At 25.0% G+C, this 21,700-nt stretch carries 22 protein-coding genes; 10 read left to right on the forward strand and 12 right to left on the reverse strand.

Annotation, left to right across the window (positions count from 1 at the left end):
- Positions 1–125: 125 nt before the first annotated feature.
- Positions 126–602, reverse strand: a complete 477-nt coding sequence (locus ACH5BH_RS13010) for an antirestriction protein ArdA (RefSeq protein ID WP_423298659.1) — start codon at positions 600–602, stop codon at positions 126–128.
- Positions 603–734: 132 nt separating this feature from the next.
- Here ACH5BH_RS13010 and ACH5BH_RS13015 point away from each other — a divergent pair, with 132 nt between their 5' ends.
- Positions 735–3,401, forward strand: a complete 2,667-nt coding sequence (locus ACH5BH_RS13015) for an nSTAND1 domain-containing NTPase (protein WP_423298660.1) — start codon at positions 735–737, stop codon at positions 3,399–3,401.
- Between the two features lie 13 nt (positions 3,402–3,414).
- Here the strand turns inward: ACH5BH_RS13015 and ACH5BH_RS13020 are convergent, their stop codons facing one another.
- The 6 genes from ACH5BH_RS13020 to ACH5BH_RS13045 form a co-directional block, all read right to left on the reverse strand.
- Positions 3,415–4,059: a hypothetical protein gene (locus ACH5BH_RS13020; protein WP_423298661.1), complete on the reverse strand. Its 645-nt coding sequence runs from the start codon at positions 4,057–4,059 to the stop codon at positions 3,415–3,417.
- A 143-nt stretch (positions 4,060–4,202) separates the two neighbouring features.
- Complete coding sequence (locus tag ACH5BH_RS13025) at positions 4,203–4,877, reverse strand: hypothetical protein (protein ID WP_423298662.1); 675 nt, start codon at positions 4,875–4,877, stop codon at positions 4,203–4,205.
- A gap of 232 nt (positions 4,878–5,109) precedes the next feature.
- Complete coding sequence (locus tag ACH5BH_RS13030) at positions 5,110–5,373, reverse strand: hypothetical protein (RefSeq protein ID WP_423298663.1); 264 nt, start codon at positions 5,371–5,373, stop codon at positions 5,110–5,112.
- A 2-nt stretch (positions 5,374–5,375) separates the two neighbouring features.
- Complete coding sequence (locus tag ACH5BH_RS13035) at positions 5,376–5,759, reverse strand: hypothetical protein (RefSeq protein ID WP_423298664.1); 384 nt, start codon at positions 5,757–5,759, stop codon at positions 5,376–5,378.
- An 88-nt stretch (positions 5,760–5,847) separates the two neighbouring features.
- Positions 5,848–8,106 carry a hypothetical protein gene (locus ACH5BH_RS13040; RefSeq protein ID WP_423298665.1) on the reverse strand — a complete coding sequence of 753 codons (2,259 nt, stop codon included), beginning with the start codon at positions 8,104–8,106 and terminating at the stop codon, positions 5,848–5,850.
- Between the two features lie 584 nt (positions 8,107–8,690).
- A complete protein-coding gene (locus ACH5BH_RS13045) occupies positions 8,691–8,951 on the reverse strand; it encodes a hypothetical protein (RefSeq protein ID WP_423298666.1) in 261 nt (86 codons plus the stop codon).
- Positions 8,952–9,054: 103 nt separating this feature from the next.
- On the opposite strand from ACH5BH_RS13045, the gene ACH5BH_RS13050 reads away from it, so the two are divergent.
- The 3 genes from ACH5BH_RS13050 to ACH5BH_RS13060 are packed head-to-tail and all read left to right on the forward strand — an operon-like array spanning position 9,055 to position 11,043.
- A complete protein-coding gene (locus tag ACH5BH_RS13050) occupies positions 9,055–9,789 on the forward strand; it encodes a hypothetical protein (protein ID WP_423298667.1) in 735 nt (244 codons plus the stop codon).
- Entirely contained in the window at positions 9,786–10,520 is a 735-nt protein-coding gene (locus ACH5BH_RS13055; RefSeq protein ID WP_423298668.1) for a hypothetical protein, read from the forward strand. Before ACH5BH_RS13050 ends, ACH5BH_RS13055 begins: the two co-directional genes overlap by 4 nt.
- 4 nt (positions 10,521–10,524) lie before the next feature.
- The gene (locus ACH5BH_RS13060; protein WP_423298669.1) at positions 10,525–11,043 is read left to right on the forward strand and encodes a hypothetical protein; all 519 of its coding nucleotides are present in this window, start codon (positions 10,525–10,527) and stop codon (positions 11,041–11,043) included.
- Between the two features lie 128 nt (positions 11,044–11,171).
- Here the strand turns inward: ACH5BH_RS13060 and ACH5BH_RS13065 are convergent, their stop codons facing one another.
- Together ACH5BH_RS13065 and ACH5BH_RS13070 are read right to left on the reverse strand one after the other, a co-directional pair.
- Positions 11,172–11,606, reverse strand: a complete 435-nt coding sequence (locus ACH5BH_RS13065) for a DUF8479 domain-containing protein (RefSeq protein ID WP_423298670.1) — start codon at positions 11,604–11,606, stop codon at positions 11,172–11,174.
- A gap of 125 nt (positions 11,607–11,731) precedes the next feature.
- A complete protein-coding gene (locus ACH5BH_RS13070) occupies positions 11,732–11,860 on the reverse strand; it encodes a hypothetical protein (RefSeq protein ID WP_423298671.1) in 129 nt (42 codons plus the stop codon).
- Positions 11,861–12,017: 157 nt separating this feature from the next.
- Here ACH5BH_RS13070 and ACH5BH_RS13075 point away from each other — a divergent pair, with 157 nt between their 5' ends.
- Positions 12,018–12,206 (forward strand): ribbon-helix-helix protein, CopG family, encoded by a 189-nt coding sequence (locus ACH5BH_RS13075; RefSeq protein ID WP_423298672.1) that lies wholly within the window; start codon positions 12,018–12,020, stop codon positions 12,204–12,206.
- A 60-nt stretch (positions 12,207–12,266) separates the two neighbouring features.
- On the opposite strand, the gene ACH5BH_RS13080 is transcribed toward ACH5BH_RS13075, so the two are convergent.
- Positions 12,267–13,718 (reverse strand): tyrosine-type recombinase/integrase, encoded by a 1,452-nt coding sequence (locus ACH5BH_RS13080; protein WP_423298673.1) that lies wholly within the window; start codon positions 13,716–13,718, stop codon positions 12,267–12,269.
- A 555-nt stretch (positions 13,719–14,273) separates the two neighbouring features.
- Between ACH5BH_RS13080 and ACH5BH_RS13085 the strand changes: the two genes are divergently transcribed.
- Together ACH5BH_RS13085 and ACH5BH_RS13090 are read left to right on the forward strand one after the other, a co-directional pair.
- Positions 14,274–15,173, forward strand: a complete 900-nt coding sequence (locus tag ACH5BH_RS13085; RefSeq protein ID WP_423298674.1) for a HamA C-terminal domain-containing protein — start codon at positions 14,274–14,276, stop codon at positions 15,171–15,173.
- The gene (locus ACH5BH_RS13090; RefSeq protein WP_423298675.1) at positions 15,140–17,422 is read left to right on the forward strand and encodes a helicase-related protein; all 2,283 of its coding nucleotides are present in this window, start codon (positions 15,140–15,142) and stop codon (positions 17,420–17,422) included. Before ACH5BH_RS13085 ends, ACH5BH_RS13090 begins: the two co-directional genes overlap by 34 nt.
- A 266-nt stretch (positions 17,423–17,688) precedes the next feature.
- Here the strand turns inward: ACH5BH_RS13090 and ACH5BH_RS13095 are convergent, their stop codons facing one another.
- Positions 17,689–18,006 carry a cupin domain-containing protein gene (locus tag ACH5BH_RS13095; protein ID WP_423298688.1) on the reverse strand — a complete coding sequence of 106 codons (318 nt, stop codon included), beginning with the start codon at positions 18,004–18,006 and terminating at the stop codon, positions 17,689–17,691.
- Between the two features lie 226 nt (positions 18,007–18,232).
- Between ACH5BH_RS13095 and ACH5BH_RS13100 the strand changes: the two genes are divergently transcribed.
- The 3 genes from ACH5BH_RS13100 (at position 18,233) to ACH5BH_RS13110 (ending at position 20,644) form a co-directional block, all read left to right on the forward strand.
- The gene (locus ACH5BH_RS13100) at positions 18,233–18,967 is read left to right on the forward strand and encodes an endonuclease (protein WP_423298676.1); all 735 of its coding nucleotides are present in this window, start codon (positions 18,233–18,235) and stop codon (positions 18,965–18,967) included.
- A gap of 81 nt (positions 18,968–19,048) precedes the next feature.
- Entirely contained in the window at positions 19,049–20,224 is a 1,176-nt protein-coding gene (locus ACH5BH_RS13105) for a class I SAM-dependent methyltransferase (protein WP_423298677.1), read from the forward strand.
- Positions 20,225–20,242: 18 nt separating this feature from the next.
- Positions 20,243–20,644, forward strand: coding sequence for a DUF695 domain-containing protein (locus tag ACH5BH_RS13110; RefSeq protein WP_423298678.1), 402 nt, complete (start codon positions 20,243–20,245; stop codon positions 20,642–20,644).
- A 10-nt stretch (positions 20,645–20,654) separates the two neighbouring features.
- Here the strand turns inward: ACH5BH_RS13110 and selD are convergent, their stop codons facing one another.
- Positions 20,655–21,692: a selenide, water dikinase SelD gene (selD, locus tag ACH5BH_RS13115; RefSeq protein ID WP_404308222.1), complete on the reverse strand. Its 1,038-nt coding sequence runs from the start codon at positions 21,690–21,692 to the stop codon at positions 20,655–20,657.
- Between the last annotated feature and the right edge of the window lie 8 nt (positions 21,693–21,700).

Below are 21,700 nucleotides of genomic sequence, written 5' to 3' on the forward strand. Positions count from 1 at the left end.
TTTCTTAATAAAAAAAATTTTGAAATTTGTAAGATTTTTTTGAGATTTTTACTTTATTTACTGTTTTTACTGCATTTACTGTATTTGAAGTATAGATTTTTTGCAATTTTGGATAGAAGATTTTTCTATCCTATAAGTAAACCATGAGAAGTTTCATTTAAATTACTATCATGACTAAATTCTCTAGCCATCTTTTCATAATCTATACAGTTAAGAATGAAGCTATCTAAATCAGAATAATTTTCTTCTACATATTCTATTGCATATTCTTTCAAATCGTAATTACCATATATATAGTAATCTTCTAGGTTTAAATCTAGTATCTCATTAATATCTAAACTATGAGCTTCATGAATTGCTAACACTAAAGTAATATCTTCTACTTCTGTTAATGCTTCTGCAATTTCATTTAGTTTAGTTAATGATTGATATTCATATAGCCCAAATGTATAAAAGACATTATTATCATCTTCTACATCTGCTATTAGATAATCAAATTCATAATTTAAATCTTCTGATGTTGGTAATGTTAATTCAAAATCAGGTCTATTCATATTACTTAAATCTCTAACCCATATAGTCACTTCATCAAATCTATTCATTTCTATATCCTTAATATTATTTAGATTGATTATAAAGGGTTTTTTGATTTAGTCTTCTAGTGAATATAATTTTGTATTTTATGTTATTTTTAGATACTATATTTGCTTAATATATAATTTTTAGGATATTTTATGATTGAAGAAATAGCAATAATTTTTAGTGAAGAAAATAATAGTAAAAAGGGAAATTACTTTGAAGATTTGGTAGGAAATATATTTGTTAATCAAAGGTTTAATATTGATGCAAAAAATATGAATATTACAGGTCAAGAATTTGATTTAGTATGTTCGCATAAAGATATAAATACAAATGAACAAATACTTATTGAATGTAAAGCTAAAGAATCAATAAGTAGTGCAGAACTTAATCTCTTCAATTTTAAAGTATTAGATAATGAATATAGTAAGGGTATTTTTATTTATTCTAAAGACTTTGGTCATCAAGTACAAGGAACAATAGATAAGTGGAAAAATGGTAATAAGTATAATAACCTTTCATTTTGGAATGGTAAAAAAGTTATTGAACTACTAGTTGAATCAAATCAAATTAAAAAATATTCTTTTAATAGTGAAAATTTCCAAATAACAAAGGTAATACTATTCTTTTCATATGATGGATTTTATTATATACCTTTCTTCTCTAACACCACTCTACCTAAATATTTTTCAGTAATTAATGCAAAGACATTAGAAAGTATTACAAATCCAAATACAATTGAAGTTGTTCAAAAACATATAAAAGAAACTAAACAATTAGACCACTATCAACTAGACTCAAAAACAGAATCTACATTAAAAAATAATCCAATTGAAATAGAAAGTATTGCAGAGGTTAAGGAAAGTGAAAGTTGGTATGACTATAAACCTGCATCTTTAGAATATTTTGTTGGTAGAGATAAATTTACAAAAAAAATAATGGATGTACTTAAAGATATTATTGATAAGAAAACAGAACATAGAGTTTTTTATATTGATGGAAAATCAGGTTGGGGGAAAAGTTCTCTTTTAGTTGCTTTACGAGGAAAACTGCGAAATAAACATTATAAAAACAAATATTATGGATATGTTGTAGATTCAAGAAGTGCAAATTCACAGAGTTTTATATCTCTTGCATTTACAACAATGTTAAATAAAGCTTCTAATGAAAAGTTTATTCCTGAAAATCTTTCTAATATTCAAATACCATCTTATTTTGATATTATGAATTCTCAAGGTATTGAAGAACTTAAAAAGTATCTTGAAGATAATAATAAACTACTTATATTAATTTTTGACCAATTTGAAGATATATTTAGAAAAGAAAGTATTTTACAAAGCTTTTTCAAATTATTAACTGATGTGAATATGGAGCAATCTAATATTGTATTAGGCTTTTCTTGGAAAAATGAAACTTTTATTTCTGCTGATGAAAAAGAAGTATCAAGATTACTATCACAATCACGAGAACATTCTGTATCTATTACAATGTCAGAATTTACAACTAATGAATGTAAAAAAATTATTGAACAACTAGAAACAGACATTAATGAGAAGTTAGATATTCAATTTATTAATAGAATTATTGATAATTCTCAAGGTTTTCCTTGGCTAGTTAAAAAATTATGTGTACATATTTATAAACAAGTAAGTGATGGGATTTCATTGGTAGATTTATTTTCTCAAGACTTAAATGTAGAATCTTTATTTACAAAGGACTTAGAACAATGTAATGAAGATGAAATTAGAGCTTTAAGAATTATTGCACAAAGAGCTTATGAAAGTAATATGTTTGATACAACAGAAGTTAATGAATTAGTTTCTCAAGATGTAATTACAAGTTTAACAAATAAAAATTTAATTATAAAAACAGGAGCAAAATATAATATCTATTGGGATATTTTTAGAGACTATCTTGTTACAGATAATGTACCAAAAGTTGGTGAAACATATATCATTAGAACACAACCTAATTCTGCATATGAGGTTTTATCATATTTTGATTCTCAAAAAGAAATGACTTTAGATGAGATTTCACTCTTAACAAATAATTCAAAAAGTACTCTTGAAAATCAACTAAGAGAATTAAGAGGTTTTAATATTATTGAATATGATAGTGAAAAATATAAATTAAAGGATGAAAACTTTGATTTATCAGAAGAAAACTTTAAAGCATTTATGAAAAATAAACTTGAAAAACATACTTTTTATATGGAGTTATTAAAAATTAAAGATAAACAAATTGACTTAAGTGAATTGGTTGAAATAATAACAGATAAAGTAAACACAGGAAGTAGTTATAGTCAAAAAACACTTTCTGATTATGCTCAACTATTTCTAAATTGGCTTAATTATGTTGAATTATCAATAGGAAATATTAATCCTGAACTATTAAGAAAAACTAGAAATGAAAATACTTTTACTCCTCAAGAAAAACCTAATAGAGTTTTAGAGTTTTTTGATAACTTATCTGATGAACAGCAATTTACAAAAGAGCAAAATAAATTTTTATATGATTTAAAAGCACTTGGATTAATTACTTATAAGAATCATAAAGTTAGATTAACATCTTTAGGTAATGAAGCTAAAAATGATAGATTAATAATATATAGAAATGCTCTTAAAGCTCATAAAATTAACTATTCATTTTCAAAACTTTGTACTGAACCAAATATAAAAGCTCGTAACTTTAAGGATATAATTCCTGATTTAATTGATGAAAGTCAACATAAAACATATGCGAGTAGTACGGCAAGGAAATTATATGATTGGGCAAAATTAATATACGATAATAAAGATGATTTAGGATTAGAAGTAGAATAATGAAGAGAGGGATTTAATCCTCTTCTTCTTTTGGTTTTGCATGGTTATTTATAATATAGTCTTTGATAATTGATTTTGATATTGTTTCATAATCTTCTATATCAAATAATTCTAAACTAGTTACAACTTGATAATCTAAATCACCATAGTCTTCTATAATATATTCATCATCTAGTTCTTCTTTGATTTCTATAATGAATTTTTCAACAATACTATAAAGTTCTTCATATGTTTCTTCTTCAACATAATATTCTTGAATGTGGTGAATTAAATTATTTCTTTCACTATAAGTAGATGTATTTAACTCTAACATATCATTAATAATTTCATCTTTATCTTTAGTTAGTTTTTCATCTTTATATTCATCATCAAGTATAGATAGTAAAATTTCTTCTCTACGAATATATAAATTATTCAGTTCTAATAATATTCCTTCTTTCTCAAGTACTAAATCATTTACTTCATCTGTATATTTATAAATTTCTGATGTTGTTTCTTTTTCAATATATTCTGATACATCACCAAATAATCTTGATTCATATTTCCAATCAGGAAGATGTGATTCATAATAAACATCAATATTATAATGTTTACTTATCTCTTCATCGAAATATAACCATTGCTCTAGTAAGTGTTCTAATTCTATTCTATTACTCATAGTAATCCTTTTTTATTTTAATTTTGACTTTTTCAAGCCTTGTTCTTAGAGTATAATCGAAAAAAAAATTTAATTTTATTATTTTTAATATTTTTTGAAAGTTGTGATTTTGTAGGTTTTATTTGTTAGGTGAAGAGAGTAAATTAATACTCTTCTTCTGTTGATGTTGTGTGATTATCAATAATATATCTTTTGATTATAGATGAAGATTTTAATTCTTCATAGTCTACTTCTTCATCTATATCTTCTAATATTGATTCTTCGTCTGATGTTAATTTATATTCATCTTCAAGTTCTTCTATTATCTTTCTTATTTCAGATTTTGTAACGTAATCAGATAATAAATACGTATTTTCAATTCTATAAAAAATATCTCTTTCACTATGACTTTCAAAATTATAAGCACGATTTAGGTCTTCATGAACAAGACCATCTGAAATAAAGTCATATAAAAATCTAAATTCACCTTGATACCTGATTATATCACTATAAAAATCTCCTATATAAAATTGATTCCCTCTATCTGTAAAATCTTTAAGGTCTGATATTTCATCTTCTATATCACGTTCTATTCCTGTATAATAAAGAATACTTGGTAAATATTTTTCTTGAAGTTCTTTCAATAATTCTTGCAATTCTTCTAATGAATAATTAGTACCACCAACTATTTCTTGAACACATTCATTATATTTAACTTCTTCTTCTAGTAATTTTTTTAGAAATTCTTCATCTTGTGATTCTTCTAATTTAAACTCTTCTAATAAATATTGATATTCTTCTTCAAACTCTTCTTTTATTGCTTTAACTGTTTTATTCATAATTAATCCTTTGTATTAATTTTGACTTTTTCAAGTCTTGTATAATTCATTATAATTAGAAAAAAATTTTTTTGTTTTTTAAGTTTAATTTAATTTTAAAAGTTTTGTCAAATTATGTATATGTTTTTTTTGAGAAATTTTGAAATTTGTTATTTTTTATTTAGTTTTAAGTAGAAAGAGAAGTTTTTTAGGCTTCTCTTATTGATATTTTGATGTTATGGTTATACAGATTTTAAGTTATTGAATTTAAATCTAAATTAGCTTCATAATGATGTTCATATAAACCTTTTACTTTTATCTTTTTTACATCTGTTAGTAATGCTATTTTTCCAACTAAAGACATTAATTTTTCTTTTGATATTTTGTTAGTTAAAATTACTTTATGTATTATAATATATCCGTCTTCATTAAATTCAATAAATTTAATCTCTGATTGATTATTATGATATGTATATTCACAACCCATTACTTCTGCTTTTTTAAAATTTTTTTCCATTATTAACTCCTTTTAATTAACTCTAAATGATTCTTTAGATTATTAATATCTAATAGATTAAATGCTTGTGATGGTGAACCTTGAATACATGGTTCTAAAATTAATTCGATAGTTCTTCTTTTACCATCTTCTTTTTTAGCTGTAAACCATTTAATTCTATCATTTAGTGGGAATACATAAGTTTTCCCTACTATTGGAGATTCTTTAAAATCTTTTACATACAAATGTAACGTGTTAACTGTATTTGAACCTTCAAAAAATATACTAAAGAACTTATTAGGTTCTATTTTTCCTTTTAATTGTTCTTCTAACATTTTGTTAAAAGTATCTAATATCTCTTGTTTTTTAGTTGGGTTAAAATCACCTTTTAAATCTATAAATTTCATAGTAAATCCTTTTTTAATTTTTTTGCTTTTTCAGCTAATATGTTTGATTATAAAGGATTTTTAAAAAAAGTCATTTAGCGTTATTTTTTTATGAAACTAATCTCTTAATAGCTTCGGGAGAAAGCTTTAAATATTTTCTAAACTTGATTCTTTTTTTTATTTCTACTCTTTCAAATTCTTCATCAAATATATCTGATATTTCATCTTCAATATCTTTAAGATTTTGAATTTGTTCTTCTGTTGGCTCTTGATTAAATAGATGTTCATAATTATCTCTATGATGTATATGATTACGTTTGTAATAATCGTGATTGATTGAGAATCCATGATAATTTACATATTCATTAACGAATACATCTAAATCAATTTCTTCTTTTTGATATTGTCCCTCTTCATAGATTAGCTTGTAATCTTTGTTTTGAGGATTATAAGAGTCTTTGTAATAAACTTTTGTAATAATTTTACCCTTTGAATAGTCAATATATGGGTTTTCTTCATATGTACAGAAGTTCATTTTATTATTAATATCTTCTATTAATAATTCTTTTGCTTTTGATTCTATAAGTGAATTTAAATCATCTTTATATTGATGTTTTAACATCTTTTTATAGTCGTCTAAATCGTAGTTTACATACTCATTATCAACTATTTTTTTAGCATCATATTTATTAGAATAAATCTCTAATAATTTTGAATTAGCTTTATTAATAGCTTCTTCTTGAAACTCTTTAAATTGTTCTTCAATATAACTATTATTTACCTTAAAATAGGGCTTAACAGTTAAATCTTTTATTGCATAATTTAACTTTTTAGTATTAATATTACATACTTGTTTAACTTCGATAATGTTCTTATCACCGAATTTATTTTCTCTTTCAAGAACATAAGTATGATTCTTTTTATCCTTAAAAAAAATTTTTAAATCTTTCTTGAATAGAGTATCTTTTAATTCAGATGGTCTTAATATATGAAACTTAGTATATTCTTCACTTTCATTTTCTCTTTCTTCGAATTTAAAAATACCTTTTTTGTATAAAAGTTCAAAGAAAAAGTACATAGGAATATCTTTTTCATTTCTTTTCATAGCAGATAAGATATTAGGTCTATTATCTCTTAGATATGAGTACATAATATCTATCTTTTTTTGATTAAGTCCTCTTGTTTTAAAGTTCGAAGTTGTGAAAAACTTAGTGTGTTTTCCAAAGTATTGTTTATAGATTTCGAATACGTGTTCATCATCCTTTGAAGCTTCAATATCAACAACACCATCTTCACCCCTTTCTAATTCGATTTCTTTCATAAGATATTTAATAATATAAGTACTAGCTTTAGCCGTAGTTACTATTTCTAAATCTTGATATTTTTGATTAAGTCCAAATTCTTTTACAGTAGCTTTTCTAGCTCTTTTAAGCTCTTGCTCGAATTTAGGAGTAACCCAAAATAAAGCGTGTTGATGGGGTGTTAAAGACTTATGAGGTTCTATCATTTTGATAAAATCAAAGTTATAATACTCTTTTTTATGTTTGATAATATCTCTACTGTAATTGATAGAATATATAAGTTTTCTTCTCTTTTTTTGGTTCTTAATTATTAAAGCTTTATTAGCTTTTTTATCTTTCTTAAGTTCTTTAAGTTCTTCTTTTAATTTCGATAACTTCGCTATTCTAAGAGATAAATATTTTTTTGATTTCTTGATTTTATATTGTATTTTTCTTTTGAAATTTTTATAAAAATATCTGTGCATTTCATTTAAAGTTTCTAAACCTTTGATAATGCCCTCTTCGAAGTTATCAAATTGATAATTAGGATTTAATACTAGTTGTTCTGATTCGTATTTTCTAAAAGATTTGTTTAAATGCTCTCTTTGTTTAAACTTGTGGAATGACGATGGTAACGTCCAAGTAAGGAAAAATTTTTTCTTATCTTGATTATGATGTTCAAGGTATCTTACTTTAGAAAATCTTTTATAGTTTTTAGTTCTATTTTGATTTTTAATGAATTGACCTGATATAAGTTCACTTGACATTTTATATGAAATTTCATTGTTTTTATCAAGTGAATAAGTTAAATCTCTTTGATAATCAATAACTGCATTTTCATTATCGTAGAAGTCTACAATAGGCTTATTAGTCATAGTGTTATACATTTGAGATATATTGTTTAAGAAGTATTGTTTTTGAATATATGACTTATGAATGAATGATTTTTTCATTACTGTTTTCATATCATCATAATTATCTATGAATCTTTGACTTTTATAATCTAGGTCATTGATTTTAGAATTAATAGAGTTAATAATATTTATTGATTTAAAACTGTAATTATCAAAGTTAAGTTCTTCTAACATCAATTTCCTTTTAATTTTTTAGATATAGAAAGATTATATTCGTAGATTCTATTTTTCAATTTCTAAGTAGTATAAATTTCAGAATTTCTTTGATGTTAAATTTTGCTTGAAGTATTGTTTTTTTGGGGTATGAAAAGGGCTAATTTCATATTTGACGATATTATGGGCTTTTTTTTGGGTGGGTGACACATTGAATCAGATAGACTAGCCCTACGGGTCTGATTCAGGTATTTTTCGAGAAGATTAAATAATCTCTTTCTTTTGACTATAATTCACCATTTTTCTTAACATTGGCTAACAATCACCACGTTTTTTGCAAGTCCAATCGTGCAAAATCAGAGATTTTGCCCTCATCAAAAATCACGTCTATTCTTCTCCAATTAAAAAATGTCTAATTATCTTCAAACGATATTAATTAATCAAAAATAATGTGTCGGGTGGTGTTCTTTTTTTGGGTGGTTGTGTCTTTTTTAGGTCAGCTTCTTTGTAATAGTCTTTAGGTGGGCTTTTCTATGCTCAAATAATATTTCTTTACAGACTAAGACATATTTATCTTTTTTTGAAAGAAAATATGCCCCTTGGTTTTAATCTTCTTTAGGGTCTAAGTATTCTAAGTATAATTTATTTACATATAGTTCTAATATTTCATTTTGCTCTTGTGAATACATAGTTATGATTCTAAGTAAATGAGTATATCCCTCTACTTTTTTTTCTTGAATTTTTTTACGCAGCTTAGTAATATCTCTAGGCTTTAATTTAATTTTTTCTAAGGGTTTATATTTAGTTTGATAAAGTTCAACTATAACTTTCATAGCTTGAAATTTTTCTTCTTCAATTTCTATCATTTAAAATCCTTTTTATTTAATTATATGGTTTATTTTTAGAATTCAATTTTATACTATAACTTGAGCTTAGATATAATATTTAAAATATTTACGAAGGTTCAAAATGAATTATGAAGATTTTAAAAAATTTACTATAAATATAGACTATAAATATGATGTTCCTATAAAACCAAAAAATCCATATTTATCATATACAAAAAAAGAAGATAGAAAGGGTAAAACTTTATATGTAGAAGTTTTCTATGATGGGAAAAAAATAGGACGTGGTGTAATTCTTGACTTTTATAAGAAATTTGAAATAAGAACAAGTGATTGGGGAAATCTTTATACATTCCCACTAAATAATACAAATATTGGAAATAAAATTCATAAAATAAAATTCTATACTTCACCAAAAATTCCAAAGAGTCTTAGAAAGACATATATAAATTCATTTGCAGAACGTTTTGAAAAGAATCTTAATTCTTTAATTAGAAAAGCTGAGAGAAAAGAGAAAGAGCTTTTTATAACATACATACCTTCATCAACAAAAACATCAAATCTTCTTGCTAAACAACTTTCTGAAGACTATGATATAACACTAAAAAAGTTGATAAAAAAAGACTCTGAACTTGGAGATAGTAAAAGTATTCAGGATTATTTTGAGTCAATGGAATTTTCTCAAAAAAAATATAAATATAACTCGAAATTTATTACTGAAAATAAAGATGGAATGTATTTAATTGTTGACGATGTTATGGGATTAGGATGTAGTATGTTAACTACATTAAAAAAGTTTTATGATATAACTAATAAAATTAACTATTTCTTTATAGTAGCGAAGGATGTAAAAAGGTGACGAAAGTATTTATTAGTGGTTCAATTTCAATAAAAGAATTAACCAATATTGTAACTGAAAGTGTTGATAAAATAATATCAAATAATTTTATGATTTTGGTTGGTGATGCAAATGGAATTGATACAGAAATACAAAAATATTGTACTATTAATAATTATTTCAATTTAAAGGTATATTCAATATATTATGAAAGCAGAAATAACTTATCTTCAGAGTTCTTAACACAAACAGTAAATATAAATGATGACTCAATTAAATCAGAAAGAGAACGTCAAAAGTTTAAAGATATTAAAATGACTGAAGATTGTGACTATGGTTTAGTGATTTGGGATGAAGAGAGTAAAGGAAGCTTTGAAAATATATTACGATTGATTAAGCTAAATAAGCCATTTAAAGTTTATAGTTCAAAGAAAAATGACTTTTTAAATGAGTTAGAAAAAGAAGAATCTAATATACAAAAATTATATAGTTCGAATAATGGTTTAACAGCATCAGAAGTTATAAAGGAACTGCAAAAAAGAGATATTAATCATTTTCAAACAGCAAGAGATATTAATAGTTTTTTACTAAATGAAAGAATTGTTATTAAAGAAAAAAGCTGTTATTTACCTACAAAAGGTAATGAGAACTTGGTTATTATCAAAAATAGTAGAAGAGGAATACAATCAAAATACTCCTTTGAAATGATAGAGTTTTTAATAAATAAAATTACTAATGAAAGATTGTTTTAATTTTATGGAACATGATTTATATTTAGATAATGAAAAATTTAGTTGTAATATAAAAAATACTAATTTTCATGGTTCATATGGTCGTGTTTTTGTTAATGAGAATAAAACAAAAGCTATCAAAGTTTTTTATAAAAAGCAAGATGATTTAACTTCAAAACGAGATATTCACGTAAAAAGAACTTTTGAAAGTGAAATAGAAGCTTATCAAATCGCATATAAGAATGATATAACGAAAGAATATATTCCAAACTTTTTTGGACAAGTAGCAATTAGTAAAATTTTTAATAAAAATGAAGAAGATGTAAGTAACGAGTATTATACTAGTTATTCTTATATGATGGAATATGTTAATGGTAGATTTAGAAAACTTGGTACAAATGATTTTTCAAATAAAAAAGAATTACTTGATAGTTTTAAATCTTTAGGAATTAACAACTTAAGAGATATTTCAATAATTGATGAAAATGAAATGATTATAAAGATTGTAGACTTTTCTATGAAAGATATTCAATATTACGTTTAATATAGAAGAAATATTATAAAAATAGAAGAGTTATAAGTGATATGTAATGCAATAATAGAAGTATTGATAATAGAGTAAAGTTCTTTGAACGTATGTAATACTTTATTATCAATCTCTTCATAGTGTTTTTACTTGCAGATGTTTTTATTTACAAGAACTGTAAATTGTCTTTTCGTGTTATAGTCTGTGTAGATGTGTTTTGCATTTAAACCAAAATCTAATAATTGTTTAGAATTTGGGTTTGTACAATTAGTTTCTGTTGTGTTTTTAGATACTTCTTTAACTGCTAAATCCCAATCACGCTTACTTACGTGCATACCTTGAAATAGTGTATATTTATTAATAACTGTATTAGTTTTCTCATCATATTTTAAAGAAGTTAAAACAGTTGTATTATCTATTCGTAAAGGTGTTGCTTTTGCAAAGTCTTTTTCTGTTATTTTACCTATACAGTCTAAATCTGATGATTTATATTGATGTGGTGATAAATTGTGTGCATAAGAGCAATCTTGAGCTAATAAAGCACTTGCTGTAAGTGCTAAAGTTAAAAGTGTTTTTTTCATTGTCTGTATCCTTTTTTTTGTTTTTAATTATGTTAATAAATGACAAGGTAATAAGATTAAATCTACTACATTTACTACTGTTACATCAATTGCGATTATTGCTACTTCTGTTAGTAATTCAAACATTATTCATCTACCTTAATTGTTTCTACTTTTTTGTACTTAGGAGTGTCTTTTTCTGAAAGATTTGATATAACATCTGTTACTGCATAACCTGATAAAAGTACTAATACGATTAAAGTAAAGTGTTTCATATTTTGCTTCCTTGTTTACTAAATTTATAATAATTCTAGCATTAAGTAGCACACAAAATACTTAAGTGGCACACTAAAGTATAATAAAGTATTAAATATATTTAAAAAGTACAGTATGTTATAATAGTTAGTTAAATATATTTTATGAGGTAAATCAATGAGTGATGAAGAAAAAAAGTTAGGTAGACCAAAAACTTTAAGTGCAGCGGAAAAAGCAGACAAAAGAGTAGTAACCTATCTAAATGAATATGAACTTGATAAGATAAAAGAAATCGCAAAGTCTGAAGAACGTACAAATTCTTATATCTTACGTCAAGCGGTTCAGGAATTTATAAAAAATAAATAATTGAACTTAAAAATAGTAGCATTACATATCTTAATATATTATTAAATATACTTATGTATGCTACTTAATTGTTTCTTCTTTAGCGAAAGGATTGAATATCTGTTTCTTTGGAAGTTTTCTTTTATCAAACTCTTCATTTAGAACTGTTTTAACATCTTCTCTGATTCTAATTGAATCATCTAATTTTTTCATTTCCTCTTTATCTTCTTCTTCCCGATAATTAGGTACTACCATTTCTTTCTCAAAGAATTTATTTTCTAAATCTATACTTTTAAAAATACTATTCATAATTGTAGTTACACCTTTTTGTAGGTCGTTGTTTGTAAGATTTAAATATTTCATTGTTTGTTCTATATTTGAGTGATTTAAGAATATCATTACATTGTAAAGACTTGTACCGTTTTTAGCAAGGTTTGTAGCTACACTTCTTCTGATGCTATGAAAATTTAGAACTGAATCTCTTTCAATATTATCTTGTTTATTAATATCTTCATTAAAATTTATATCCATGATTTCATAGACTTTTTCGGGGATTCTACTCATTGGTTCTAGTTTTCTTTTATTTGGGTTATTATGTCTTAAAATGTACTCGTCTTTTGAAGAGTAATTTGGGAGAATTTGATTTTTTATATAATCTATTTGATTTTGGTCTATTACTTGTTTGTATTTTCTACTTGCTTTAAAGTTGTCTAAATAAATAATTCTATTTTCAATATCAATGTCTTTAACTCTTAAGTTAAGAATCGTATTAGACCTTGCACCCGTTAATGTTGCAAAATAAACAGATAGATAAACGTTTGGATTGCTTGTATATTCATAACATTTTGTTAATAACTCTGATAACTGTTCTTCATTTAGAACTCTCGACCTTTGACGTTTAGGGTTAGTAATTGTTTTATCGTTTGCAAAGATATTATCAACAGTAATTAAACTTCTTTCTTTTCCTTTGTTAATAACTGTTTTAACGATACTGAATACATTAAATTTACTTTTTTTTGATAATCTGTCATCAATATTAAGTAAAAACTCATCTTTTAAGTTAACATCAATTTTATTAACTGCAACATCCCCAACACAAGAGTTCCGAATATGTTTATTATAAGTATAAACATCTTTCATTAAGTTTTTCATCTTAGCTTTAACTTTTGCGTGTTGGAAAAAATCTTCATCCGTAATACTTGGATTATCTTCTTTTAGTTTTTTAATAGCTAATTCTTTTCTGATTGTAAAATGTGAATCTGCAAGTTCATTAATTGTTAAATAATTTTTGATTTCATTATTGTTATTCAATATAATATTTGAATTATTTGATTCTTTGATTTCTTCAATAATTTTATTTAACTTTTCAAGTGCTTCTCTATTATTTTTTTTAAGATGTTTGTCTTTAGTTAAGAGTTTTTTTCTTGTTGGTTTTTTTGTAAGAGGATGTCTAAAATTACCATAATAAGTAATAGTCTTATTCTTATTTTCAGTGTAAGAAATTCCTGACATCTCAGTTTTAATTAACTTCATTTTCAAACCTTTGTAGCATTAGAATTTATACTACATTTATACTACAAAGTACATTAAAATATGCTTGGAAATATAGGGGTTTAATTTGAGGGAGTCCGTAAAGTAGGGGTTTGAGAAAAAGAAGAGGTAGGTTCGATTCCTACACCTTCTCGCCATTTTAAAATGGCTATACTCCCCTTAAAATCATGCTTTCTTACAAAATAATTCAGAGATTTTATCTAATATATAATTCATTTTAACTTAATAAAATGGTAAAAAATATTTTACTTTTAAGACTTAGCTTTATCAATTCTTATCATCTTTTATCATAAGAGGTGGGTTTAAGGTTTGTTTTTTTTGTTTATAGATTCTTAATACTCCAATTTTTCAATATGCTATCGATTGTTAGTGTTGGCTAACAGACTGAGTTTTTAATACTAAACATTTTATAAAACATCAAAGTCAATAGTATAGATAGTTAGAAATTAAATAATATTAAACTAATATAAAACTAATAATTTTTTTATAATAAAAAATAAGATAATATACTTATTAATTTAAAATAAGGTCTTACTTATGAGAAATAATTTAATTGAACTTATAGATAAAACAATTCTATATCAATATTCTTTATCCTGTACTCTTAGAAATATTGAAAAAACAATATTCACTACATCTAAAGATGATTGCTATATCTCTGTTGATAATAATGATTTAGCTGAAATAATTTATAACTCAATAATTGAATACTCTTTTGATCAATTTGAACTAAATGTATATGATTATGATTCCTTATTAACTATAGCATTACTAACTAAACTAAAATATAATAAAGAAGTAAGTGAAAAATCTAAAATTGCATATGGCTTTTTTGGAGAAGTATTATTATATTCAATTTTAATGACAAAGTATAAAACAGATACTCTTATTTCAAGAGGTTATTTTTATGATCCTTTAAATAAGTCAGAAACAAAAGGATATGATTCTTACCACTTAATTGAAACATTAGACAGAGTTGAACTTTGGTTTGGAGAAGTTAAATTTAGAAAATCTTTTAAAGATGGTGTAACAAGTGCTATTGAAGGTTTGAAAAAAGCAATTAGTGATGATTATTTAAATTCTAATATTTTAGCAATGGTAAATTATAAAGAAAATGAAAAATTTAAAGATTCTAAAATAAAATTAATTATTGATAAATGGATGAAAGAACCAACAATAAATATTATAAATGAAATTAACAATTTTAATATGAAGCTTGTGTATCCTATTTTAATAGTTTATGATGATAAAGAAATTGATTATGATAAAAAAATCAATAAAGCAGTTAAATTAATAAATAGTGAATTTGAAAAAATAAAATATGATATAACTGTAGATTTTGAAATCTTTTTTATTTTTTTACCATTACATGAAACTACAAATATCAAAAAGGAGGTTATTCAATGGATAGAGTCAAAGAAGCCTCTATTATCATAAGTTCTATTAATAAATATAAAAATGGTGAGCTTTTAGAATTTGAGTTAACTGAACAAATATGTGATTATTTTGATTTAATTAAATATTCTGATTTATCATTTTCTGATATGAAATTCTTAAAATATATTTCGAGTTTAATAGGTATCCCTCACTATTATGATTTGTTATTAGAAAAGTTTCAAGGTATTGATAAAGATTTTAATGAATTCAACTTAAATACTTTTGCTTCATTATTTTATGAAAGTAGTTTATATATTGATGAGCAGATTAAATTACATAAACATCAGAATACTATACTGCAAAAGTTTAATCCTTCTCAACTTAATAGAATATTCTTATCTGCAAGTACTTCTTTTGGAAAAACATATCTTGTATATGAAATAATTAAAAAAATGAAATACAAAAATATTGTTCTTATGTTTCCAACAATTGCTTTATTATCAGAAAATTTAGAGAAATTAAAAGTTGATAATTACTATCAGTATTTTAGAGAAAATTATAAAATCCATACATTAAGTCAAATAGAAGAAGATGACTTAGCTCAAAATAATATTTTTATATTTACACCTGAAAGATTTTTATCCTTTCTTGATAAGAGTAATTTAGATTTTGATTTTATATTTATGGATGAAATTTATAAGATTGATAATGAATATATTATTGATAATGAGGAAGCTAAAGAAAATGAAAGAGATACGGCTTATAGGGTAGCATTATATAATGCATTAAATTATATGTCAGATATGTTATTAGTAGGACCTTATATCTCTGTATCAAATGCTTATGATGAAAATTACAATCCATCATTTATAAACTTTTTAAATGAAAGTGATTTTGAATTAATTGATTATAATGATTATCAAATAGTTAATAAGCATAGAGAGCTATTTTCTAGTTCAATAAAATTAAATAAAAAAGAAAAGTTAAAGCAAGTGCTAACCCCTATCATTCAAAACTTTGATAATTGTATTATTTATTGTAGAGGTGCAGGGACTGCAGAAGGTAGGGCAAAGGAAATATTACTTCATGAACATATTAATAGTTCAGTATATGAATTAGAAGTTAAAAATTTAATTAATCATATCAATAGTAAGTTTAATTCTAATTGGATTGTATCAAAGGCCTTAGAAAAAGGTATTGGAATACATCATGGGTTGGTTCCTAAATATATACAAAAAGAAATAATTAATCTTTTTAATAAAGGAATTATAAAAATTCTTTTCTCTACGACAACCATTACTGAGGGTGTAAATACTACTGCTAAGAATATTATTATTTTTGATAGTTTAAAAGGTAATAAAAGCTTGAAAAAATTTGATGCAAAAAATATTGAAGGTAGAGCAGGTAGATTTATGCATCATTATAAAGGCAATGTAATTATTATTGACGAAAAGTTCTTTAATATTATTAATTCAGAAGATATTGGTATTAAGCATAAAAATTATGATGAAAATTCACCAAAAGATGAAATTGATTATTTTATAACAAATGATAAATATTTAAATAATGAAAATTTAAGTAATAAAGTGGATATTCTTGAAAAAATTGCGGAAAGAGGAATACCTCTTGAAATTTTAAATACTTATAAAGTAATTAGTTATACTGATAAAATCAAACTTTTTGACATTATTGATAATTTAACATATTTTGAAAATAAGAGCATAAAGAGATTAATTTCTTATTTAAATGGTGAAGAATTAAAAATTGATTTTGATGGATTTGACTTAGTTGTAAATAAAATGTTACCAATTGTTCATAATCAAGATTTGAAAAACTTAATAAAACGAACTAAGTTTAGTGAGTTCTCAAACAGAAGATATTCCAATATAACCTTTTTATTAAATGCATATTTAAAATATGGTTTTAGGGGATTAATTGATTATAAAATTAATAATCAGGGTATTGAGGTAGATAAGGCTATACAACAATCATCAAAGTTTATTTATAATACATTGAAATATCAATTAGTTAAATACTTGGGAGTTTTTAATAATTTATATAAATTTTGGCGTTCACAGTATGAAAATAAAGAAGATGTTGCAGGTATTGATAAATTATTATCTAAGCTAGAACATAACGCCTTTACAAAGAAGGGAAAGTTAGCAAGTGATTATGGTGTACCTTATAAGATTGTACAGTACTATGATACTCTTGAAAAAGATTACCAAGATGCAATGACCATAAAAGAAGATTTTGATAATTATGAAAATAAATCTTTTAGTGAATTTGAAAATATTATTAAAGAATAAAGGATATAAAAGTAATAAATTAATGATAGTTTTAAGTTAAAAAATTAATTAGTAATTTTATCAAATCTTATCATTTTTTATCATAAAAGTTGGGTTAAAAGTTGGATTTGAAAAATTTATTTACTCTTAAAAAGCCTATATATAGGGTGTTCTTTAAGTATGCCCTGCAGGTCTTAAAACCTGATCGGAGGTTTGATTCCTACATCTGCCATTTCTAAATGGTCAAACTGCCCTTAGAAGCATACTTTCTCACAAAATATACTCTTCTATAAATGCCCAGTTTTTACAAAGATGATAGTTTCTTCTTTTACAAAGGGAAAATGCTCACTTAAGTGAGGACTTCTTATCCAAGTGTCTTTTGGGTAGTTGCCATATTCATCCATAAATACACCATCTAAAACAAATATCTCTTCACCTCCCCAATGTTTATGAGGAATAAAACTTTCGTCTTTTGGCCATTTAACCAGTGTTGTTTGAATATCAAGAGGCATTATTTTTAGATTGCCTTGTCCTTCTAGGCATTGTGAAGTTTCAGTATCAATAATGATTTTTTGTTCATTTGAAAAATGATATATTGTTTGTATTTATCAAAGCTCGTTTTTTATAATCACTATTCATGTTAATCCTAAAATTGATTTAGTTGTTTGATTTTAGTCTTTATTTCCTTAACTTATAAATAGATATATTTTTAATAAATAACTATATAAATATAAAACAAATTAAAATATTATTTATTTTAAAACTTCCCATTTTTATAAATCTATAGCAATTATTTATACGTTATACTTCTTCAAAAAGTTTGGAGAGTTTATGCGTTTAGTTTTTATTTTTATTCTATCTTTTGCATTTATGTATGCAAATTCTACTATTGATTCTTTTAGTAAGTCAAAAAAGCTTCTAAAGAAAGTTTATAAAGGTAATCAGATTACTTTTTATGCAGCTTGTAAATACAACTATAAAGATAAATCAAGTATGATTGATAGAAGCTCATGTGGTTATACACCAAGAAATGAATACACAAAAAAAGGCAAGCAAAATAAAAGAGCAAGAAGAATTGAGTGGGAGCATGTAATACCTGCACAAAACTTTGGTAGACAGTTTTCTTGTTGGTATGAGGGTGATTCACAGTGTGTAAAGCAAAATGGCAAATCTTACAAAGGTCGAAAGTGTTGTACTAAAGTAAATCAAAAGTATAGATTTATGCAAGCTGATTTACACAATTTAGTTCCAGCCATTGGTGAGTTAAATGCTGATAGATCAAACTTTAGATTTTCTCAAATTGAAGGTGAGAGAAGATGGTATGGAAAAGATGTGGATTTTGAAGTGGATTTCAAAAGAAGAGTAGTAGAGCCAAGGGATGAGATAAAAGGAAATATCGCAAGAACATACTTTTATTTTGAAAAGACTTATGGCATGAAAATCTCACCAAAAGATAAAAAGATATTAGAAGTTTGGGATAAGCTAGATCCAGTAGATAAGTGGGAAAGACAAAGAAACAAACTAATAGAAAAAATCCAAGGCAACAAAAATGAGTTCATTGATTAATATATAAATGAACTCACTTTAGATATTATACGAAAAAATAGTCTTATAGATAAGCAGTAAGTAACAGGAGTTTAATACAATATGCAAAGCATAACTCAATCAATACAAAATATAGTAGATGAAGAAGCGATAATATATTCAGTTTTAAGTGGTATACAAAAAAATGCCCAAAAAACTTTCAACAAAGTAACAATAAAAAAAGTAATCATTCAAAATGAAGAAAAATACCAATTTGAATACTTTTATGACAAAAATGTAGAACATAAAAACTTAAACAATGACGAAACAAAAGAAGAGTTATCTAAGCTTATTGAAACATATTTTAAACAAGCTGTTATTCATACAAGCTCTTGGGATTATCATATTTTAGTAAACAAAAAAGGTGAAGCTAAGATAAACAAAAAGCAAGCCACTAGAAAGTTTGAAGAGATAAGTCATAATAGAAAGAAAAAGTATATTATAAATGAGGGTGAAAAATCAGCCTTTTTAATAGAACTTGGAATTATGACAAAAGAAGGTAAAGTTATCAAATCAAAATACGATAAGTTTAAACAAATAAATCGTTATTTAGAGTTGGTTTCTGATTGTATTCCTTATTTAGATAAAAACAAAACTATTAGAATTATTGATTTTGGTTGTGGAAAAGCGTATTTAACTTTTGCTCTTTATGATTATCTAGTGTTAAAGATGGGTTACAATGTAGAGATTGTAGGGCTTGACTTAAAAGAAAATGTAATCAAGTTTTGTTCAAACCTAGCAAAAAAACTAAACTATGATGATTTAAGATTTGAGCAAGGTGATATAAAAGGTTTTAAGCATTACGGTGAGGTTGATATGGTTATTTCACTTCATGCTTGTAATACTGCTACAGATGAAGCATTAGCTCAAGCAGTAAGATGGGGTGCGAAGGTTATCTTAGCAGTGCCTTGTTGTCAACATGAGCTGTTAAAGAAAATCAAAAATGAAAAAATGGCTCCTATTATGAAGTATGGAATCATCAAAGAAAAAGTAGCATCATTACTTACTGATGGTTTAAGAGCAAATGTTTTAGAGATTATGGGATATAGAACACAAGTTTTAGAGTTTATAGATATGGAACATACTCCAAAAAATATAATGATAAGAGCTTTTTTTGAAGACACTAAAAATATAAGCAAAGTAGTAAACGAATACAAAGAGTTTAAAAACCAATGGCAAATCTCACCATATATAGAAAAAGCATTTGGTGAAAAGCTAATAAATAGACTAGAAAAATAATAAATTTTAGGAGAGAGTATGGAAGAGATTTGGCAACTAAAAGTAACGGATAATTTAAATCAAATGTTAAGAATCAGAAATGATATTGATTTAAAAAGCACTTTAGAAAGTTTTAGTCATTTAGTTACTATAAAGCATAAGTATCATGCAAGTGATGATATTATGTTTCCTGATCCTGCTTGTTTGGCTTTTTTTACTGCATTTGAACAAAATCACTTAAAAGCTTTAGAAGAAAGTGATAGTTTAAAATTAGTTGCTGTTGATATTCATGAAGGTTTAATGCAATATTTTATTCTTTCAAATGATGCTATGAAAACTATAAATGACTCAATTTCATTTCTAAAATCAAACTCTTTATATGCTTGTGATTTTGAGATAGCTCATGAGAAGAAAGATGAGCTTATAAGTAGTATGTATTAAGATATTACAGTTAGTGAACTATAATATCTTTAACACCTTTAGGAATAACTTCCCCAATAATTGAAGCATAACCAAAGCTTAACTCTTCAAGCTCTTTTATATACTCAACTGCGTCTTCTTTTGGCATTGCTATTAGTAAACCACCTGATGTTTGTGCGTCACAAAGTAGGGTTTTACAGTGTTGTGATAAACCACTCATGTAAGATACTTTATCTTCTAAGTATTTCATGTTTTTCTTTGTACCACCTGGAACAACTCCATCATTTGCTAAAGCAATAGCTTCTTCAACCACAGGTACGTTTGAGCACTCTATCATAAATGATGTAGTTTCATTTACAGACTCTAAAGCATGACCTAAAAGTCCAAAACCAGTAATATCAGTACAAGAACTTACTCTATATTTCTTCATTATTTTTGAAGGTAAGTAGTTTAAACTTGCCATAATATCTGCACATTTTCTAATAAGTGCAGGTTCTAATAAATCTCTTTTAATAGCTGTTGTTAAAATACCCATTCCTATTGGTTTTGTAAGAACTAAAACATCACCAATTTTTCCTGTATTGTTTCTTACTATTTCATTTGGATGTATCATACCTGTAACAGAAAGTCCATAATACATCTCAGGTGATTCAATAGTATGACCACCTAGTAAAAGTCCACCACACTCTTTAATCTTCTCATTTCCACCATTTAGAATCTCTCCTAAAGCTTCATAAGATAGATTAGCTTTATCAAATCCTACTATATTTAAAGCAGTTTTGACTTCTGCTCCCATAGCAAATACATCTGATAAAGAATTAGCAGCTGCAATCTGTCCATAAACATAAGGGTCATCAATCACAGGAGTAATAAAATCTAGAGTTTGTACTATAGCTTGTTCATCATTTATTTGGTATACACTAGCGTCTTCACTTGTATCAAAGCCCACTAAAATTCTGCTGTCATTTGGTTTTAAGTCACAAATTGTTTGTTTAAGATCCCCCGGACCCATCTTTGCAGCTCAACCAGCAGCTTTAACGAACTTGGTTAATTTATATTCATTGTTCATAAAACTCC

The sequence above is a fragment of the Arcobacter rhizosphaerae genome (genome assembly GCF_049472155.1).
Classification (GTDB): Bacteria; Campylobacterota; Campylobacteria; order Campylobacterales; family Arcobacteraceae; genus Arcobacter_B.

What these genes read in the sequence shown, in the direction of transcription:
- ACH5BH_RS13010 (WP_423298659.1), bottom strand. Translation starts at nt 602, where the DNA reads ATGAATAGATTTGATGAAGTGACTATATGGGTTAGAGATTTAAGTAAT.
- ACH5BH_RS13015 (WP_423298660.1), top strand. Translation starts at nt 735, where the DNA reads ATGATTGAAGAAATAGCAATAATTTTTAGTGAAGAAAATAATAGTAAA.
- ACH5BH_RS13020 (WP_423298661.1), bottom strand. Translation starts at nt 4,059, where the DNA reads ATGAGTAATAGAATAGAATTAGAACACTTACTAGAGCAATGGTTATAT.
- ACH5BH_RS13025 (WP_423298662.1), bottom strand. Translation starts at nt 4,877, where the DNA reads ATGAATAAAACAGTTAAAGCAATAAAAGAAGAGTTTGAAGAAGAATAT.
- ACH5BH_RS13030 (WP_423298663.1), bottom strand. Translation starts at nt 5,373, where the DNA reads ATGGAAAAAAATTTTAAAAAAGCAGAAGTAATGGGTTGTGAATATACA.
- ACH5BH_RS13035 (WP_423298664.1), bottom strand. Translation starts at nt 5,759, where the DNA reads ATGAAATTTATAGATTTAAAAGGTGATTTTAACCCAACTAAAAAACAA.
- ACH5BH_RS13040 (WP_423298665.1), bottom strand. Translation starts at nt 8,106, where the DNA reads ATGTTAGAAGAACTTAACTTTGATAATTACAGTTTTAAATCAATAAAT.
- ACH5BH_RS13045 (WP_423298666.1), bottom strand. Translation starts at nt 8,951, where the DNA reads ATGATAGAAATTGAAGAAGAAAAATTTCAAGCTATGAAAGTTATAGTT.
- ACH5BH_RS13050 (WP_423298667.1), top strand. Translation starts at nt 9,055, where the DNA reads ATGAATTATGAAGATTTTAAAAAATTTACTATAAATATAGACTATAAA.
- ACH5BH_RS13060 (WP_423298669.1), top strand. Translation starts at nt 10,525, where the DNA reads ATGGAACATGATTTATATTTAGATAATGAAAAATTTAGTTGTAATATA.
- ACH5BH_RS13065 (WP_423298670.1), bottom strand. Translation starts at nt 11,606, where the DNA reads ATGAAAAAAACACTTTTAACTTTAGCACTTACAGCAAGTGCTTTATTA.
- ACH5BH_RS13070 (WP_423298671.1), bottom strand. Translation starts at nt 11,860, where the DNA reads ATGAAACACTTTACTTTAATCGTATTAGTACTTTTATCAGGTTATGCA.
- ACH5BH_RS13075 (WP_423298672.1), top strand. Translation starts at nt 12,018, where the DNA reads ATGAGTGATGAAGAAAAAAAGTTAGGTAGACCAAAAACTTTAAGTGCA.
- ACH5BH_RS13080 (WP_423298673.1), bottom strand. Translation starts at nt 13,718, where the DNA reads ATGAAGTTAATTAAAACTGAGATGTCAGGAATTTCTTACACTGAAAAT.
- ACH5BH_RS13085 (WP_423298674.1), top strand. Translation starts at nt 14,274, where the DNA reads ATGAGAAATAATTTAATTGAACTTATAGATAAAACAATTCTATATCAA.
- ACH5BH_RS13090 (WP_423298675.1), top strand. Translation starts at nt 15,140, where the DNA reads ATGGATAGAGTCAAAGAAGCCTCTATTATCATAAGTTCTATTAATAAA.
- ACH5BH_RS13100 (WP_423298676.1), top strand. Translation starts at nt 18,233, where the DNA reads ATGCGTTTAGTTTTTATTTTTATTCTATCTTTTGCATTTATGTATGCA.
- ACH5BH_RS13105 (WP_423298677.1), top strand. Translation starts at nt 19,049, where the DNA reads ATGCAAAGCATAACTCAATCAATACAAAATATAGTAGATGAAGAAGCG.
- ACH5BH_RS13110 (WP_423298678.1), top strand. Translation starts at nt 20,243, where the DNA reads ATGGAAGAGATTTGGCAACTAAAAGTAACGGATAATTTAAATCAAATG.